Below are 16,864 nucleotides of genomic sequence, written 5' to 3'. Positions count from 1 at the left end.
GGTGAAGCGCTCACTCTTCGGCCGCCTGTGGCCCAACGTCACGGCCGTCGTCCTGTTCATCGGCTTCGTCTTCCCCGTGTACTGGATGTTCGCGACGGCCTTCAAACCGACCGGCGACATCATCTCCGAGGACCCGGTGTGGTTCCCGACCGACATCACCTTCGAGCACTTCGAGCGGGCGACCGGCGTCGACCACTTCTGGACGTACGTCGCCAACTCGCTGATCGTCACGTGCTGCGCGGTCGGCTTCGCCCTGATCATCGCGCTGGCGGGGTCCTTCGCCCTCGCGCGCATGCGGTTCAGGGGACGGCGCGGGTTCGTCATCGGCTTCATGATGGCCCAGATGGCGCCCTGGGAGGTCATGATCATCGCGATCTACATGATCGTGCGGGACGGGTCGATGCTGAACAGCCTCGTGCCGCTGACGGTCTTCTACATGATGATGATCCTGCCCTTCACCATCCTGACGCTGCGCGGCTTCGTCGCCGCGGTGCCCCGGGAGCTGGAGGAGGCCGCGATGGTCGACGGCTGCACCCGCGCCCAGGCCTTCCGCAAGGTCATCCTGCCGCTGCTGGCGCCGGGCCTGATGTCCACGTCCCTGTTCGGCTTCATCACCGCATGGAATGAATTCCCGCTGATCCTCGTCCTGAACAAGGAGGCGGAGGCGCAGACCCTGCCACTGTGGCTGTCCAGCTTCCAGAGCGCCTTCGGCAACGACTGGGGCGCCACGATGGCGGCGTCCTCCCTCTTCGCCATCCCCATCCTGATCCTCTTCGTCTTCCTGCAGCGCAGGGCTGTCAGCGGCCTGACGGCCGGCGCCGTGAAGGGATAACGCCACCCGATGACGACATTCGCCAGCGGAACAGACACCCTCACGCGCGACGCGCTGACGGTCCTTCAGCCCGGCTTCACCGGCACCACCGCCCCCGACTGGCTGCTGCGCCGGCTCGGTGAGGGCCTCGCCTCCGTCGGCCTGTTCGGCCGCAACATCGCCTCGCCCGAGCAACTGGCCGCGCTGACGGCCCAGTTGCGGGTCGAGCGCGACGACGTGCTGGTCGCGATCGACGAGGAAGGGGGTGATGTGACGCGGCTGGAGGTGCGCACCGGCTCCAGCTTCCCCGGCAACCACGCCCTCGGAGCGGTGGACGATGTGGAGCTGACCCGTGAGGTGGCCGCCGAGCTCGGGCGCCGCCTCGCCGCCTGCGGGGTGAACCTCAACTGGGCCCCGTCGGCGGACGTGAACTCCAACCCCGCGAACCCGGTGATCGGCGTGCGCTCCTTCGGCGCCGACACCGCCCTGGTCGCCCGCCACACCGCCGCCTACGTCACGGGCCTGCAGTCGGCCGGCGTCGCGGCCTGCACCAAGCACTTCCCCGGCCACGGCGACACGGCGGTCGACTCCCACCACGCCATGCCCCGCATCGACGCGGACGCCTCGGTGCTCGCGGAGCGCGAACTCTCCCCGTTCCGCGCGGCGATCGCCGCCGGCACACGGGCGGTGATGAGCGCGCACATCCTCGTCCCCGCCCTCGACCCCGAACACCCGGCGACCCTCTCCCGCCCGGTCCTCACCGACCTCCTGCGCGGCGAACTCGGCTACAGCGGCCTGATCGTCACCGACGGCATGGAGATGCAGGCCATCGCCGCCACCTACGGCATCGAACGCGGCAGCGTCCTCGCCATCGCGGCCGGCGCCGACGCCATCTGCGTGGGCGGCGGCCTGGCGGACGACGAGACCGTACGGCGCCTGCGGGACGCGTTGGTCGCGGCGGTCCGCTCGGGCGAACTCCCCGAGGCGAGGCTGGCGGAGGCGGCGGAACGCGTCCGCGAGCTGGCCCGCTGGACTGCGACGGCGGCGGGCCCGGCTGCTTCCGCGACCGAGGGCGAGGGGCGGACGGACATCGGCCTCGTCGCCGCCCGCCGCGCCCTGAGGCTGACCGAGGCGTCGCCCTTCACCGCGCTCACCGAAGCGCCTTTCGTCGCGGCCCTCACCCCGGTCGCGAACATCGCGGTGGGCGACGAGACCCCGTGGGGCGTGGCCGCCGAACTGGCCCGCCTCCTGCCCGGCACGGAGACGGGCAGTTACACCGGGGACGACGCTGCCCGAGCGGCCCTCGAAGCGGCCGGCGACCGCCGAGTCGTGGCCGTGGTCCGCGACGAACACCGCCACCCCTGGATGGGGGCGGCCCTGGACGCCCTCCTGTCGTCCCGCCCCGACACGATCATCGTCGAGATGGGCGTCCCCCAGGCGTCCCCCCGGGGCGCCCTGCACATCGCCACCTACGGGGCGGCCAGGGTGTGCGGGCGAGCGGCGGCGGAGGTCATCGCGGGGGAGTGAGACCGCTCGAAACCCGATGGTTGCAGCCCTGCTCTCGAATGTAGTACTTCTTATACATGAGTGAGCAGGTGCACAACAGGTTGGCGATGGTGCGTGCCGAGCGCAAGGTGTCGCGCCAGAGCCTGGCCGAGGCAGTGGGTGCCCACTACCAGACCATCGGCTACATCGAGCGGGGGCAGTACAACCCGAGCCTCGACCTGGCGTTGAAGATCGCGAAGTTCTTCGATCTGCCGGTCGAGGCGCTGTTCTCCCTCGAACCGTTCCGGCCGCTCACGGACGAGGTCTACGGGAGGAAACAGCCATGACGACGACGCGGATCACGCGCTACGACCGGAGCATGCTGCGGGTGATGAACGACCCCCGAGGGCGGTCACTGCACGCCACGGCCGTGCGTCGGCGGTGGACCGTCGCCGCGCATGTCGCGCTCACCGCGGCCGTCGTGGCACTGATCGCGCACTTCTGCCTCTCGCGCGCGCAACCGATATGGGCCGCCGTCGCCGGGGCGGTGCTCATGCTGCCCTGGATGGTGGCCACCGGCGTGATCAACAGTGCCACCCGGGGCCTGCTGGAACTGCGTGAACGCGCCTTGGACGAACGCCAGCTCGCCGAGCGCAGCCGAGTACTGGCCCGCGCGCACCGCCTCATGACATGCCTGCTGGCCGGCGCCGTGGTCGGCCTCCTTGCGGCGGGCTCGGTCGACGGCGACGCCCTGCGTGCCTACGCGGCGCCCGCCCTCGCCGCCGTACTGGTGGCCCACTGGCTGATGCCCCTGTGGGTGGCCGGCCTGACCGCCCAGGACGAGCCGGGCGAGGACGACACGGCCACCCTCTAGGGCAGGTCGATGCAGAACGGGCGCCCGCGGCGGACCCACCACCGCGGGCGCCCCTCGGTGCACCGGGACTGGCGCCCTTCGGTGCACCGGAACTTCGGCTCGCGTGCCTCAGCCTGGCCGCGGCCCCCTCAGATCCCTTGCCAATCCGGCTTGTTGACGTAGGTGTGCCGGAAGTAGTCGGCCAGCTTCAGCTTCGACGCGGCGGCCTCGTCGACCACGACGGTGGCGTGCGGGTGCAGTTGCAGCGCCGAGGCCGGGCACACGGCCGCGACCGGCCCCTCGACCGTCGCCGCGACGGCGTCCGCCTTGCCCTCGCCGGTGGCCAGCAGCACCAGGTGCCGCGCCTCCAGGATCGTGCCGATGCCCTGCGTGATGACGTGATGCGGCACCTGCTCGATGTCCCCGTCGAAGAACCGCGCGTTGTCGATCCGGGTCTGCTCGGTCAGCGTCTTGATCCGCGTCCGCGAAGCCAGCGACGAACAGGGCTCGTTGAACCCGATGTGCCCGTCGGTCCCGATCCCGAGCAGTTGCAGGTCCACGCCCCCGGCGGCGGCCAGTGCCGCGTCGTACGCCTCGCACGCGCCCTGCACGTCCCCGGCCGTGCCGTCCGGCCCCATGAACGCGTCCATCCCGATCCCGAGCGGCTCCAGCACCTCGCGCCGCAGCACCGAACGGTAGGACTCGGGGTGTTCGGCGGGCAGCCCCACGTATTCGTCGAGTTGCGCGATCCGCGCCCGCGAGGCGTCCACGGCGCCGGAGTGCACCTTGGCCGCCAGTGCCGCGTAGATGGGCAGCGGCGTCGACCCGGTGGCCACGCCCAGCACGGCGTCGGGCTTGCGCCCGAGGAGCTGCGCCATGGCCTCGGCTATCAGCTCGCCGCCCGCCTTGGCGTCCGGAACGATGACAACTTCCACGCTGGGCCTGCCGATCTGAAGAGGGTTTCGAAGGGCACCCTGAAGGGGCATGTGGTTTAGACCAATCTAACAGAGCGGACCCACCAGGCCCAGGTGAACGCAAGCCCCGCGGACCTTTCGATGCGGACATTTCGTCAGGCCGTCGGGCAGGCGTCATTCCCCATGGGGGAGTGGAATGGAGAGTGTCCGTCCCGACCACCGCCCACCGCCCCCCACCGGCAACAGGCGCCATGCCTGGCGCGACGAGCGCGAGAGCAGGAAGGGCCCATGACCACCACGACCCCGTACCCGCCCGACCCCCAGGCCCCGCACAACGAGCTCCCCGGCCGGATCATGGCCCGCGAGATGGCCGAACAGCCCGCCGTACTGCGCCGGATCCTGTCCCAGGGCGCCCCCGCCATCCGCCAGGTCGCCCGCGAGATCGCCGCCCGCTCCCCGCGCTTCGTCCTGCTCACCGCCCGCGGCACCTCCGACAACGCCGCGCTCTACGCCAAGTACCTCCTGGAGATCCGCCTCGGCCTGCCGTGCGGTCTGGCCTCGATGTCGACGACCACGGCCTACGGCGCCCGCCCCGACCTCACCGACGTCCTCGTCATCACCGTCAGCCAGTCCGGCGGCTCCCCGGACCTGGTCGCCTCGACGCAGGCCGCACGCGAGGCCGGCGCGATCACACTCGCCGTGACCAACAACCCCGACTCCCCGCTGGCCGGCGTCTCCGAGTACCACCTCGACATCATGGCCGGACCGGAACGGGCCCTCCCCGCGACCAAGACGTATACGGCCTCCCTCCTCGCCCTGTATCTCTTCGTCGAAGGTCTGCGTGACGGCGAGGGCACCGCCGCCGAGGTCCTCCCGGACATCGCCGAGCGGCTGCTCGCCCGACAGGACGAGGTCCGCGCCCTCGCCGCCCGCTACCGCTTCGCCGAACGCATGGTGATCACCTCCCGCGGCTACGGCTACCCCACGGCCAAGGAAGCCGCCCTCAAGCTGATGGAGACCAGCTACATCCCGGCGCTCGCCTACTCCGGCGCCGACCTGCTGCACGGCCCGCTCGCCATGGTCGACAACGTCTCCCCGGTCATCGCGGTCGTCACCGACGGCAAGGGCGGCGAGGCCCTGAGGCCGGTCCTCGACCGACTCCGGGGCCGCGGCGCCGACCTGGTCGTCATCGGCCCCCGCCACCAGGTCGAACAGGCCTCGGCCGGTTTCGTCCTGCCCACCGAGGAGGTCCCCGAGGAGCTCCAACCGATCCTGGAGATCCTCCCGCTCCAGCTCCTGGCCTACGAGGTCACCATCGCCCGGGGCCAGGACCCGGACGCGCCGCGGGCTCTGGCGAAGGTGACGGAGACTCGCTGAGGGCCGGGGGCACGGGACCTGGCCGTGGCGACGGGCGGGCAGGGCACGGCAGGGCGGGGGAGGGCAGGGCGGAGCGGAGGAGGGGGTGTCGCCGCCCCTAATGCAGGCTCAGCAGCGAGCCTCCCGTCGCGTCGATGTGCTGCCCCGTGACCCAGCGGGAGTCGGGTGACGCGAGGAACGCCACCACGTCCGCGACGTCGGATGTCGTGCCGACCCGCCCGAAGACGGAGACGCCCTCGGCGTGCGCGCGTATGCCGGGGTCGGCGAGCGCCCCGCTCGTCAGGTCCGTGTCGATGAAGCCGGGCCCGACGGAGTTGGCGGTGATGCCGCGCGGCGCAAGCTCGGCCGCGAGTGACCGGGTCAGGGTCGTGACCGCGCCCTTGGCCATGTGGGTGGCGGCGATGGGCGCGATGGCGGCATCCGTGGCGGCCGTGACATTGATGATCCGGCCCTCGTCGCGCAGCCTGCGCAGGCCCTGCTTGACGATGAAGAACGGCGCCTTGGCGTTGACCGCCTGCGTGCGGTCGTAGGCCTCCTCGTCCGTCTCGCCGATGGTCGCGAAGAGGGCCATCCCCGCGTTGTTGACCAGGACGTCCACGCCCTGCGCTTGCCGATCGAAGGCCTGCCACAAGGTCTCCGCGTCACCGGGTACGCCCAGTTCGGCGCGGATCGCGAACGCGCTGCCGCCCGCGGCCTCGATCGCGGCGACCGTCTCCTTCGCCGCCGCCTCATTGCTGCCGTAGTGCACGGCCACCCGCGCCCCGTCGCGCGCCAGCCGCTCGGCGATGGCCCGCCCGATCCCCCGGCTCGCCCCCGTGACCAGCGCTGTCCTGCCCGCAAGCACGCCCATGCCAACTCCCCCTCATCATTCTCTAGCGGTCGCTACAGAAATAACGTACAACAGCCCACCGACGTTTCTCTAGTGCCCGCTATAAAATGCACTCCATGGTGAGTGGCGAGGAAGTGAAGCCGGCGGAGCAGGGGGAGGCGGAGGCGATGGGCGGCGAAGGGAAGCCCCGCGCCGCGGTGAAGACCCGTGGCCGTCCTCGGTCCTTCGACCGCGAGACCGCCCTGGAGAAGGCGATCCTGGCCTTCTGGGAGCGGGGATACGAGGCGACCTCCGTCTCCGACCTCACGCGGGCCATGGACATCGGCGCACCGAGCCTGTACGCCGCGTTCGGCGACAAGCGTTCCCTCTTCGAAGAGGTCGTCCGCGTCTACTCCTCCCGCTACGCCGCGTTCGCCGACCGAGCGCTGGTCGAGGCAGCCACCGCGCGGGACGCCGTCGAGCGGACGCTGCGGGAGGCCGCCGGTGCCTACACCGACCCAGGTCGTCCGCACGGCTGCCTCATCGCCCATGCGGCCATCAACTGCACCACCCCGGAGGTCGCCACCTCCCTGCGCGACCGCCGCAACGCCACCATCGCCGCGTTCGAGGGTCGTATCGAGGAGGACATCGCATCGGGGGCCCTCCCCGCCGGAACCGACGCGGGCGCTCTCGCCCGTCACGCCGGCGCGATGATCCAGGGCATGTCACAACAGGCGTGCGACGGGGCGAGCCGGGAGGAACTGGAGGCGCTCGTGGAAATTGCCATGGCCATCTGGCCCCGCACATGAACCCACACGGGTTAGGCTGCGTGATGTATGCCAGGGCGTCCTACTAGTTCCCCAACTGGTTCGGAGCCCGCGAAGAAACGTCAACAGCAAACACGCTCCAACGCATGGACACACCAGAGTGGTCTAGTCCACAATGCGAAGGAGTGCGTGGCTACGAGAACGCACCGACTTCCGTCTTCCCCGCACAGGAAGGCGGACCGAGGAACCGGAGCTCTCTGCCCTGACTGCCCCGGGTCCTCATCCTTCGGCCGACCGGGACCGCACACCCCACGGCCGATGTTGCTCCGGGCTGCGGTGCCGGGAGGGTTGAGGGTCCCTCCCAGGCGCCGCGGCCCGCGGGTGTTTTCAGGGCAGGATCCACGTCCCGGTGGCTGGTTTCCAGCCATGTCCGTACCGCCAGGTACGCTCGGCCTCGTGCCCTCCATGAACGAACTCGTACGCCAGCACACAGCCCTCGACGACTCCGACCTCGAGTGGCTCCACCTGCTGGTCTCGGAGTGGCAGTTGCTCTCCGACCTCTCCTTCGCCGACCTCGTGCTGTGGGTACCCACCAGCGACGGCACCCGCTATGTCTCCGTGGCGCAGATGCGGCCCAACACCGGCCCGACCTCGTACCAGGACGACATGGTCGGCCATCTCGTCCCGCGCGGCCGGCGCCCGATGCTGGACGCCGCGCACGACGAGGGCCGGATCGTGCGGGAGGGCGACCCCGAGTGGCGCGAGGAGGTGCCGGTCCGCGTCGAGTCGATTCCGGTACGACGCGACGGGCGCGTCCTGGGTGTGATCGCGCGGAACACCAACCTGCTGACCGTGCGCACCCCGAGCCGGCTGGAGCTGACGTACCTCCAAAGCGCCTCGGATCTCGCGCAGATGATCGCGGCCGGATCGTTCCCGTTCGCCAATCAGCAGGTCGACATGGACGCCTCGCCGCGCGTCGGCGACGGCCTGATCCGCCTCGACGCCGACGGCCTCGTCCAGTACGCCTCGCCGAACGCGCTGTCCGCCTACCACCGCCTCGGCCTCGCCTCCGACCTCGTCGGCCAGCACCTGGGCATGACCACCGCCGAACTCGCCCCGACCCACGGGCCGGTGGACGAGGCGCTCGCCAAGGTCGCCAGCGGATGGGCGCCCCGCGAGTTCGAGATCGAGGCCAATGACGGGGTCATCCAGTTCCGCGCGATCCCGCTCAAGCCCAAGGGCACCCGCATCGGTTCGCTGGTCCTGCTCCGGGACGTCACCGAACTGCGCCGCCGTGAGCAGGAGTTGATCACCAAGGACGCGACCATCCGGGAGATCCACCACCGGGTGAAGAACAACCTCCAGACGGTGGCGGCCCTGCTCCGCCTCCAGGCCCGGCGCATCGAGTCCGAACGCGGCCGTGAGGCACTGGAGGAGGCGGTCCGGCGTGTCGGGTCGATCGCGATCGTGCACGAGACGCTCTCCCAGAACCTCGACGAGCGCGTGGAGTTCGACGAGATCGCCGACCGGGTGCTGGCCATGGTCGCCGAGATCTCGCCCGGCAAGGTGGTCGGCAGGCGCACCGGCCGCTTCGGCATCCTGGACGCCGAGGTCGCCACCCCGCTGTCGATGGTCCTGACCGAGATCCTCCAGAACGCCCTGGAGCACGGCTTCCGCGAGGGCGAGACCGGCACGGTCGAGGTCGCGGCGGTCCGCGGCGGTACGACGAAGCAGGTCCGCCTCCTGGTCACGGTCCAGGACGACGGCGTGGGCCTGCCCGAGGGCTTCGACCCGCACACCGCGGGCAACCTCGGTCTGCAGATCGTACGGACGCTGGTCGAGGGCGAGTTGGGCGGCTCGTTCGACATGGTCCCGGCGCCGGAGCGGGGGACCAGGGTGATCCTCGACATCCCGGTGCGGGCGCACAAGTGACACACATGGTCGCAGTTCCCGCTCTGCCCTGCGCGGCGCGGTGCGGACAGCAAAGAGCCCTGGACCAGAAGATCCAGGGCTAGTGCTCGTTGCTGCTCGTTCGCAAAGCGTAAGCGCATCGGGGGTACTGCGCGCTGCGGCTCGGGGGCGGGAGATGCGTACTCGCTGTACGCGCCGCCAAGCTCAGGCTGTTTTAGCGGGGCGGGTATGTCAGGCGGAGGCCTGACGGGCCCGGTTGCGGGCGGCGCGGCGCTTCATGGCGCGGCGCTCGTCCTCGCTGAGACCACCCCAGACGCCGGAGTCCTGGCCGGACTCGAGCGCCCACTGCAGACACTGATCCATAACGGGGCAGCGGCGGCAGACGGCCTTGGCTTCCTCGATCTGCAGCAGCGCAGGACCGGTGTTGCCGATGGGGAAGAAGAGCTCGGGGTCTTCCTCGCGGCAAACGGCGTTGTGACGCCAGTCCATGGCTGCTACCTCTCCTTGGTATTACGTGCTGATTGCTTGTGAATGTGAACGCTTTCACGAATCCCTCAACAAGTGAAGGGCCGACCGCCAGGTTCCCTGGCGAGGTCCTGTGATTTGAAGAGGGGTTCCGATGATCAGTGGAGGCCGGTCTTGCGGGCCGTCCCGATCGCCACGTAGAGACTCGCAAACCTCAGCGACGGATACAACCCCTTCCGGAAAGTTTTTTTTGATTCCTCGGTGTCGACTAGGTCACAGCCGTACTTCCATGGGGTGGATCCTGGCCTAAACGTTCGAGTGAAAGGACTTTGGCCCGTTCCGCTCACACAATCACACGCAGTGCACGGCGTACGCCTGTGAACGTCACGCTCGTACGCAGCCCGAGGTGGTCGCCGTCCATCTGAAGGGGCAACGGGACCTTCGAATGCAAGGTGAACTGGTCCAGGTCGTGGAGCGTTACCGCATGCTTTCCATGAGCCCCGCGCTCGGGGGACGAAGTGAGCAACTGGGTCGCATACCGGGCAACCGCGACGGTGGACATTCGACTGAGACCGAGTACGTCGAGGCCCGTATCGAACGAAGCCTTAGGTGCCGCGTACACCGGACGATTACCCAGATACGTCCACGGAGCGGTGTTGCAGACTATGGACAGCACCAAATCGGTCACCGGGTCCTCGCCCGGCCGCTCCAGCGTGATCGCGCCGTGCCGGCGGTTGGGGTCCTGGAGGAACTGGCGTACCACCTGGCGCAGATAAAGGGCGTGCGTGGATTTCTTGCCCTGCTCGCGCTGCTGCTCGACCCGGCCGACGACACCGGCGTCGAAGCCGAGCCCCGCGCAGAAGGTGAACCATCTGGCCGGTACGCCCTCGTCCTCGGTGCCCGGGGTGCCCGCCGCGATGCCCATGCCGACGGTGCGTTCGCTGCCCTCGCGCAGCGCGTCGAGCAGCGCGCCGGTCGCCTCCACGGCGTCGTTGGGCAGGCCGAGGGCGCGGGCGAAGACATTGGTGGAGCCGCCCGGGACCACGGCGAGGCGGGGGAGGCCCTCGGGGTCGGGGCCGTTGTGCAGCAGCCCGTTGACGACCTCGTTCACGGTGCCGTCGCCGCCGAGGGCGACCACCAGGTCGATCTCGTCGCTCTCCGCCGCCTGCCGGCCGAGGTCGCGGGCGTGGCCGCGGTACTCGGTGGTGACCGCCTCCAGCTTCATCTCGCTGGCGAGCGCATGGATCAGGACATCGCGCGTACGTGCGCTTGTGGTGGTTGCTGCCGGATTGACCACGAGAAGTGCACGCATGGGTTGCAGCGTACCTACTGGGGGGTACCGGGCACAGGTCGAGGTAGGGATCAAGTAAGAGAGGGAGCGTGAGCCTCGACACGGGTGACCGTGACTGCCGGGTCGCGGGGGAGCCTCCGCCGAGGTGGCCGTAAAGGGACGGCTACCCTTCAGGGGTGACCAAGGAGCAGAACCCCACCACCCCGGAAACCACCGGCCCGCGTCCGCGGCGGCTGACGTACGCGGCCGTGCTGACCGCGCTGGAGGGCGTGGGCCTCGCCGTCGGAGGCGTGTGGGTGCTCGTGCTGGGGGTCGCCGGTGATCCGGACGACCGGCAGCAGGCCGTCACCCTCGGCGTGACGCTGGTAGCGCTCGCGTTGCTGCCGCTGCTCGCCGCGCGAGGGCTGTTCGCCCGGCGAAGCTGGAGCCGAGGGCCGTCCATCATCACGCAGATCCTGGCGCTGCCGGTGGCCTACAGCCTGTTGCAGGCCGACAGCATCGCCATCCCGGCGGGCATCGCGATCGCCGCGGCCGCGATCGCCACGCTCGTGTTCCTGATCAATCCGGCGACGACCGAGGCCCTCGGGATCCGGGGGCCCGGCAGCGCGCCGGATCAGAAGTAGCCGACGGCCGCCGCTCCTCGGCGGCCGTTACTCCTCCACCAGCAGCTTCTCCCGCAGTTGGGCCAGTGTGCGGGCCAGCAGGCGGGATACGTGCATCTGGGAGATGCCGACCTCCTGCGCGATCTGCGACTGGGTCATGTTGCCGAAGAAGCGCAGCAACAGGATCCGCTTCTCGCGCGGCGGGAGGTCCTCCAGCAGAGGCTTGAGGGACTCGCGGTACTCGACGCCCTCCAGCGCCTCGTCCTCCGCGCCCAGGGTGTCCGCGACCGCCGGGGACTCGTCGTCGGTGTCGGGGACGTCCAGGGACAGCGTGGAGTACGCGTTGGCGGACTCCAGGCCCTCCAGGACCTCCTCCTCCGAGATCGCCAGCTTCTCGGCGAGCTCGTGGACGGTCGGGGAGCGGCCGTGCTGCTGGGACAGCTCGGCGGTGGCCGTGGTGAGCGCGAGGCGCAGCTCCTGAAGGCGCCGCGGGACGCGCACCGCCCAGCCCTTGTCGCGGAAGTGGCGCTTGATCTCACCGACGACCGTCGGGGTCGCGTACGTCGAGAACTCGACGCCGCGGTCCGGGTCGAACCGGTCGACCGATTTGATCAGGCCGATGGTGGCGACCTGGGTGAGGTCGTCGAGCGGCTCGCCGCGGTTGCGGAAGCGGCGTGCGAGATGCTCGACGAGCGGCAGGTGCATACGGACCAGCCGGTTGCGCAGCTCCGCGTACTCCGGGCTGCCGTCCTGCAGCTTGCGCAGCTCGACGAACAGGGCACGTGCCCCGCTGCGGTCCTGTGGGTCGTGCTGCGTGGCCTGCGCGGTGTGCGCGGCCGTCGCCTCGTGGTCGGCGTTTCGCTCGTGCTCGCTCATCGTCCCGCCCGTCGCCCTCTCCCGACCCCTCGCCTCCGTCCTCACTCTCGACTTCGGTCGAGTGGGAGGACCCCCAGGGACTGGGGAGACCCCGATTCGCCCGCCCAGAGGCGCGCCCTGCACGGCACCGTCGTCCTCCCGGCCGCCCGGGAAGCCGGTCACCACGGAGTCGTCCTCCGGGTGCGGCCGGGCCTGCTCGGGGATGCCGTCGATGCCGTCCGCCATGCGTCGGGAACCGCTCGGGCCGTCAGGGCCCGCTCCCGCACTCCCGGCTCCGCCCGAGCCGGGAGGAGTGTCCGGCAGCTCCCGTGTGCCGCGCTCTTCGTCCCGCACCGGCCCGTCCCCGTTCCTCACGCCGGCCCGGGTCCCGCGCCGCGCTGTTTGTAGAGACTGATCGAAACGGTCTTGTCCTCGTCCACGGCGGAGGAGACCTTGCCCGCGAGGGCAGACAGCACGGTCCAGGCGAAGGTGTCCCTGGAGGGGGCGTGGCCGTCCGTGGTCGGGGCCGAGACAGTGACCTCGAGCGAGTCGTCGACGAGCCGGAAGACACAGCTCAGCACGGAGCCGGGCACGGCCTGCTGGAGCAGGATCGCGCAGGCCTCGTCCACCGCGATCCGAAGGTCCTCGATCTCGTCGAGGGTGAAGTCCAAACGGGCGGCGAGGCCGGCGGTCGCCGTACGCAGCACCGACAGGTAGGCACCCGCGGCCGGCAGCCGGACTTCCACGAAGTCCTGGGTCGCGGGCTCGCCTGCGATCTGGGACACCCTCACCTCCAAGGTGGTACAAGCTTCTCGGGGCCGAGGGTCGCCCCCCGGGGTAACGCGATGTGTGGTTCAGCGGTGACGCTATCGCGCTCTGAACTTTCCTGTCCCCAGGACCCCAACCCCTTGCTGTCACTCATAGTAAACACACGGACACGCTCCGTGGCTAGGGGGTCTGCGGGCCCAATTGGGAAGAGCGCGCGCCGGTTTGACGTACCCAGGCGCCGGACGGTCGAACCGTCCGGATCCCCAGTCGTCCAGCGTACGTCGGTGTCACACCAGTACGTGGTCGACGAAGCACCAACGCCATTGCTCGCCGGGCTCGAAGGTCCGCATGATCGGGTGCCCGGACTCCTTGTGGTGCTCTGTGGCGTGCCGGCCCGGCGAGGAGTCGCAGCAGCCGACGTGACCGCAGGTGAGGCACAGCCGCAACTGCACCGGGTGCCAGCCCTCCGCCAGACACTCGGGACAGGTCTCGCCGAGCGGACCTGGTTCCGGGTGCGGCAGCGCGTCGGCGTGCGTGCACTGTTTCATGATTGCCAGGTTACGACGGCCACGCGCACACCCGCGCGAAAAAACGAGGGCGGGCCGCGGTGACCGTGTACGAGGGCGAGCGAGGACCATGAAACGGGCGCGACGGGAGGGCCGCGCGCGGCGCGGGTGTCGTTCCGTGTTGAGTGGTGGGCAGCGGCGCGGTGGCGCCGGTGACGGTTCGGGTGAGGGTGGGCGAGTCGTATGGATGTGATGCCGCTGCTGTTGCTGGTGGCGGGGAGTGCCGCGGTGGCCGCGGCCGCTCGGCGTTCGCCCGTGCCGGCGCCGCTGCTGCTGGTCGCGGCCGGGCTCGCCGTGTCGTACGTGCCCGGGGTGCCCGAGTACACCCTCGACCCGCACATCGTGCTGCCGCTGGTGCTGCCGCCGCTGCTGCACAGCGCGGCGACGGACAGCTCGTATCTCGATCTGCGGGCGCAGCTTCGGCCCGTGATGCTGCTGTCGGTCGGATACGTGCTCTTCGCGACCTTCGCCGTCGGCTGGATCGCCTATCTCGTCATTCCGGAGCTGCCGCTGACCGCGGCCCTGGTGCTGGGCGCGGTGGTGGCGCCGCCGGACGCGGTCGCCGCGACCGCGGTCGCCCGCCGGGTGGGGCTGCCCTCCCGGATCACGACGATCCTCCAGGGCGAGTCCCTGGTGAACGACGCCACCGCGATCACCGCCTACCGGGTGGCCCTCGCGGCCGCCGTCGGCGAGGGCGCCACCTGGGCCGGCGGCATCGGGGAGTTCCTGCTCGCGGCGTTCGGCGGCATCGGCGTCGGGCTGGTGCTGATGGTGCCGATCCACTGGCTGCGCACCCATGTGAAGGAGGCGCTGCTCCAGAACACGCTCTCGCTGCTGATCCCGTTCGTCGCGTACGCCGCCGCCGAGCAGGTGCATGCCTCCGGAGTGCTGGCCGTCGTGGTCGTCGCGCTCTATCTGGGGCACCGCGCGTGGGAGGTCGACTTCGCCACCCGGCTCCAGGAGGACGCGGTGTGGAAGATGGTCGCCTTCGTGCTGGAGTCGGCCGTGTTCGCGCTGATCGGGTTGCAGCTCCCGGTGGTCCTCAAGGGCCTCGGCGAGTACGAGGGCACCCGTGCCACCTGGTACGCGACCGCCGTCTTCCTCGTGGTCGTCGCATCGCGGTTCGTGTGGGTGTATCCGGCGACGTTCCTGCCGCGCATGATGTCGGCGCGCATCAGGGAGCGCGAGAGGAACCCGACGTGGAAGGGGGCGTTCGTCATCTCCTGGGCCGGAATGAGGGGGGTCGTCTCGCTGGCGATCGCCTTCTCGATCCCGCTCACCATGCATGGCGGCGAGGAGTTCCCCGAGCGCAACCTCATCCTCTTCCTGACCTTCACGACGGTCATCGGCACCCTGGTCGTCCAGGGCGTGACGCTGCCGCCGCTGATCCGCGTCCTGAAGCTGCCCGGCCGTGACTCACAGGCCGAGACCCTCGCCGAGGCCAACGCCCAGGCGCAGGCGTCCCGAATCGCCGAACAGCGTCTGGAGGAACTCCTCTCCGACGAGCGCAACGCCCTGCCCGAGCCCCTGGCCGACCGGCTGCGAGCCGTCCTGGAACGCCGCCGCAACTCCGTCTGGGAACGCCTGGGCCAGGCCAATCCCATCACCGGCGAGTCCGTCGACGACACCTACCGAAGGCTGTCCCGCGACGTGATCGGTGCCGAACGCGCGGTCTTCGTGAAACTGCGCGACGGCCGCTACATCGACGACGAGATGCTGCGCACGATGCTGCGCAGGCTGGACCTGGAGGAGGCGGCGGCCTACCGGGAGGCCGAGTGAAGGCCCCTCACCCGGGGAACGGAGCCCCGGTGACGACCGCCGCGATCACCGTCCCGCGCGGGAAGGCGCCCTCCTCGGCCAGCGCGACAAGCCCATACAGCAACTTGGCGACATAGAGACGCTCGACGGGCAGCGCGTGCCGCTGCTCGAAGTCCTGCGCGAAGGCGTCCAGTTCGGGGGGCGTGCGGCCGTACCCCCCGAAGTGGAACCGGTCGTCCAGCCACCAGTCACCCCGAGGCCCGCCGAACGCCTCGGCCTGCAAGCGCCGTACGTCGTCACCCAGGAAGCCGCCCTTGAGGACGGGCACGCCCAAGGCCCGCTGACCGGGGCCGAGGCCGGCGGCCAGGCCCGCCAGCGTCCCGCCCGTGCCGCAGGCGACCGCGACCACGTCGGCCTGCCCGCGCAGCTCCTCGCCGAGCGCCCGGCACCCCCGCACGGCAAGGGCGTTGCTGCCGCCCTCCGGGACGACGTACGCGTCCTGGGCGCCGGCCGCGTGCAGGACGGCGCCCAGAGTCGCCGGCTCGGACTTTTGGCGGTACGTCGATCTGTCGACGAAGTGCAGACGCATGCCGTCGGCCACGCACCGGGCGAGTGACGGGTTGAGAGGCCGGTCGGCCAGCTCCTGGCCGCGCACCACGCCGACCGTGGGCAGACCGAGGAGGCGGCCCGCGGCGGCGGTGGCGCGCAGGTGGTTGGAGTAGGCGCCGCCGAAGGTGAGCACGGTGCGGCCGGCGGCGGCTTCGAGGTTCGGCGCGAGCTTGCGCCACTTGTTGCCGATCAGCTCCGGGTGGATCAGGTCGTCCCGCTTGAGCAGCAGACGCAGGCCGCGGCGGGTGAAACGCCCGTCCGCCGGCTCCTGCAAGGGAGAGGGGAGCCGGGGGCGGAGGGTGGTGAGGTCGGGCGTGGTGTCGGGGCCGGGCACCTGCTCATTGTCGCGCGCGCCGCGGGCGCCCCAGCATCAGGCGCACGCCGGAGCGGCCCTACCGCAGGCGGTCGCCGATCCGCTCGCGCATCCAGGCCATCGTGAACCCGCGCGGATCCACCTTCCCGGGCTGCCATTCCAGATGGCCGATCACCGACCGTTCCGTCCAGCCGTGATGGCGGCAGATGGCCGCGGAGACGCGTTCGATCGCGTCGAGCTGGGGCTCCGGCCACGGGTCCTCTCCGTCGCCCAGGTTCTCGCACTCGAAGCCGTAGAAGTGGCGGTTGCCGTCGGTGTTGGCCTCGTTGTCGGGCGGCAGGGCCGTCTCCGCGATGACCGCGCGCAGGACGTCGTCGTCGCCGAGGCCGGCGTGGTTGGCGCGGCCGTAGCCCACGAGGTGGACCCTGCCGTCCTTGGTGATGACGCCGTGGCAGAGGGGGCCCGGCAGTCCCGCGTAGCCGTTGCGGCAGAGCTCCACCGTCTGTGCGCTGCCCTTGGTCACCGTGTGGTGGATCATCACGCCGTGGACGGGCCCCCAAGGGCCCACGTGATTGCGGTTGTGGTGCTCCCAGTCGCCGACCTCGACGATGGTGGCGCCCTCTGTCCGAAGTCTCTCAAGGAACCTGCTCGCGGACATGGGTGTGGCCATGGCCGCTCCCTTCGTGCCCTGCGCCGGCCGCCGTGCGCGGC

18 protein-coding genes are annotated in these 16,864 nt (G+C 70.5%); 9 read left to right on the top strand and 9 right to left on the bottom strand.

All coding sequences use genetic code 11. From position 1 onward, the window contains the following. Position 1 precedes the first annotated feature (1 nt). The 4 genes from ACZ69Q_RS21850 to ACZ69Q_RS21835 are packed head-to-tail and all read left to right on the top strand — an operon-like array spanning position 2 to position 3,170. Positions 2–832: a carbohydrate ABC transporter permease gene (locus ACZ69Q_RS21850; protein ID WP_471044285.1), complete on the top strand. Its 831-nt coding sequence runs from the start codon at positions 2–4 to the stop codon at positions 830–832. A gap of 9 nt (positions 833–841) precedes the next feature. Then, on the top strand, positions 842–2,338 hold the full coding sequence (locus tag ACZ69Q_RS21845) for a glycoside hydrolase family 3 protein (RefSeq protein WP_471044282.1): 1,497 nt from the start codon (positions 842–844) through the stop codon (positions 2,336–2,338). A gap of 56 nt (positions 2,339–2,394) precedes the next feature. Beyond that, a complete protein-coding gene (locus ACZ69Q_RS21840; protein ID WP_030949243.1) occupies positions 2,395–2,643 on the top strand; it encodes a helix-turn-helix transcriptional regulator in 249 nt (82 codons plus the stop codon). Then, a complete protein-coding gene (locus ACZ69Q_RS21835) occupies positions 2,640–3,170 on the top strand; it encodes a hypothetical protein (protein ID WP_471044279.1) in 531 nt (176 codons plus the stop codon). The genes ACZ69Q_RS21840 and ACZ69Q_RS21835 overlap by 4 nt, the downstream gene beginning before the upstream one ends. A gap of 128 nt (positions 3,171–3,298) precedes the next feature. Here the strand turns inward: ACZ69Q_RS21835 and nagB are convergent, their stop codons facing one another. Beyond that, positions 3,299–4,084 carry a glucosamine-6-phosphate deaminase gene (nagB, locus tag ACZ69Q_RS21830; protein ID WP_471044276.1) on the bottom strand — a complete coding sequence of 262 codons (786 nt, stop codon included), beginning with the start codon at positions 4,082–4,084 and terminating at the stop codon, positions 3,299–3,301. A gap of 267 nt (positions 4,085–4,351) precedes the next feature. Here nagB and ACZ69Q_RS21825 point away from each other — a divergent pair, with 267 nt between their 5' ends. Continuing rightward, on the top strand, positions 4,352–5,440 hold the full coding sequence (locus ACZ69Q_RS21825) for an SIS domain-containing protein (RefSeq protein WP_471044273.1): 1,089 nt from the start codon (positions 4,352–4,354) through the stop codon (positions 5,438–5,440). A 97-nt stretch (positions 5,441–5,537) separates the two neighbouring features. Here ACZ69Q_RS21825 and ACZ69Q_RS21820 read toward each other — a convergent pair whose 3' ends face one another. Next, a complete protein-coding gene (locus ACZ69Q_RS21820) occupies positions 5,538–6,290 on the bottom strand; it encodes an SDR family oxidoreductase (protein ID WP_471044271.1) in 753 nt (250 codons plus the stop codon). Positions 6,291–6,385: 95 nt separating this feature from the next. On the opposite strand from ACZ69Q_RS21820, the gene ACZ69Q_RS21815 reads away from it, so the two are divergent. Together ACZ69Q_RS21815 and ACZ69Q_RS21810 are read left to right on the top strand one after the other, a co-directional pair. After that, a complete protein-coding gene (locus ACZ69Q_RS21815) occupies positions 6,386–7,057 on the top strand; it encodes a TetR/AcrR family transcriptional regulator (RefSeq protein ID WP_471044268.1) in 672 nt (223 codons plus the stop codon). A 423-nt stretch (positions 7,058–7,480) separates the two neighbouring features. Beyond that, complete coding sequence (locus ACZ69Q_RS21810; RefSeq protein WP_471044683.1) at positions 7,481–8,947, top strand: sensor histidine kinase; 1,467 nt, start codon at positions 7,481–7,483, stop codon at positions 8,945–8,947. 210 nt (positions 8,948–9,157) lie between these two features. Here the strand turns inward: ACZ69Q_RS21810 and ACZ69Q_RS21805 are convergent, their stop codons facing one another. Further along, positions 9,158–9,415, bottom strand: coding sequence for a WhiB family transcriptional regulator (locus ACZ69Q_RS21805; RefSeq protein WP_006142322.1), 258 nt, complete (start codon positions 9,413–9,415; stop codon positions 9,158–9,160). Between the two features lie 319 nt (positions 9,416–9,734). Further along, positions 9,735–10,703 carry a diacylglycerol/lipid kinase family protein gene (locus ACZ69Q_RS21800; protein ID WP_471044265.1) on the bottom strand — a complete coding sequence of 323 codons (969 nt, stop codon included), beginning with the start codon at positions 10,701–10,703 and terminating at the stop codon, positions 9,735–9,737. Between the two features lie 155 nt (positions 10,704–10,858). Here ACZ69Q_RS21800 and ACZ69Q_RS21795 point away from each other — a divergent pair, with 155 nt between their 5' ends. Further along, positions 10,859–11,305 carry a hypothetical protein gene (locus ACZ69Q_RS21795; protein WP_471044263.1) on the top strand — a complete coding sequence of 149 codons (447 nt, stop codon included), beginning with the start codon at positions 10,859–10,861 and terminating at the stop codon, positions 11,303–11,305. A 27-nt stretch (positions 11,306–11,332) separates the two neighbouring features. On the opposite strand, the gene ACZ69Q_RS21790 is transcribed toward ACZ69Q_RS21795, so the two are convergent. The 3 genes from ACZ69Q_RS21790 to ACZ69Q_RS21780 form a co-directional block, all read right to left on the bottom strand. Next, positions 11,333–12,493, bottom strand: coding sequence for an RNA polymerase sigma factor SigF (locus ACZ69Q_RS21790; protein WP_471044260.1), 1,161 nt, complete (start codon positions 12,491–12,493; stop codon positions 11,333–11,335). Positions 12,494–12,510: 17 nt separating this feature from the next. Continuing rightward, positions 12,511–12,924, bottom strand: coding sequence for an ATP-binding protein (locus tag ACZ69Q_RS21785; protein WP_004925829.1), 414 nt, complete (start codon positions 12,922–12,924; stop codon positions 12,511–12,513). A gap of 270 nt (positions 12,925–13,194) precedes the next feature. Beyond that, on the bottom strand, positions 13,195–13,455 hold the full coding sequence (locus tag ACZ69Q_RS21780; protein WP_471044258.1) for a UBP-type zinc finger domain-containing protein: 261 nt from the start codon (positions 13,453–13,455) through the stop codon (positions 13,195–13,197). 201 nt (positions 13,456–13,656) lie between these two features. On the opposite strand from ACZ69Q_RS21780, the gene ACZ69Q_RS21775 reads away from it, so the two are divergent. Continuing rightward, the gene (locus ACZ69Q_RS21775; protein WP_471044255.1) at positions 13,657–15,252 is read left to right on the top strand and encodes a Na+/H+ antiporter; all 1,596 of its coding nucleotides are present in this window, start codon (positions 13,657–13,659) and stop codon (positions 15,250–15,252) included. A gap of 7 nt (positions 15,253–15,259) precedes the next feature. Here the strand turns inward: ACZ69Q_RS21775 and ACZ69Q_RS21770 are convergent, their stop codons facing one another. Then, the gene (locus ACZ69Q_RS21770) at positions 15,260–16,174 is read right to left on the bottom strand and encodes a 1-aminocyclopropane-1-carboxylate deaminase/D-cysteine desulfhydrase (protein WP_471044253.1); all 915 of its coding nucleotides are present in this window, start codon (positions 16,172–16,174) and stop codon (positions 15,260–15,262) included. Positions 16,175–16,232: 58 nt separating this feature from the next. Next, entirely contained in the window at positions 16,233–16,823 is a 591-nt protein-coding gene (locus tag ACZ69Q_RS21765; RefSeq protein ID WP_471044251.1) for an N-acetylmuramoyl-L-alanine amidase, read from the bottom strand. Between the last annotated feature and the right edge of the window lie 41 nt (positions 16,824–16,864).

This window comes from Streptomyces sp. NPDC036764 (assembly GCF_055609385.1).
Note: the sequence above shows the minus strand (reverse complement) of the source record. Positions and strands in the feature narration are given on the sequence as shown.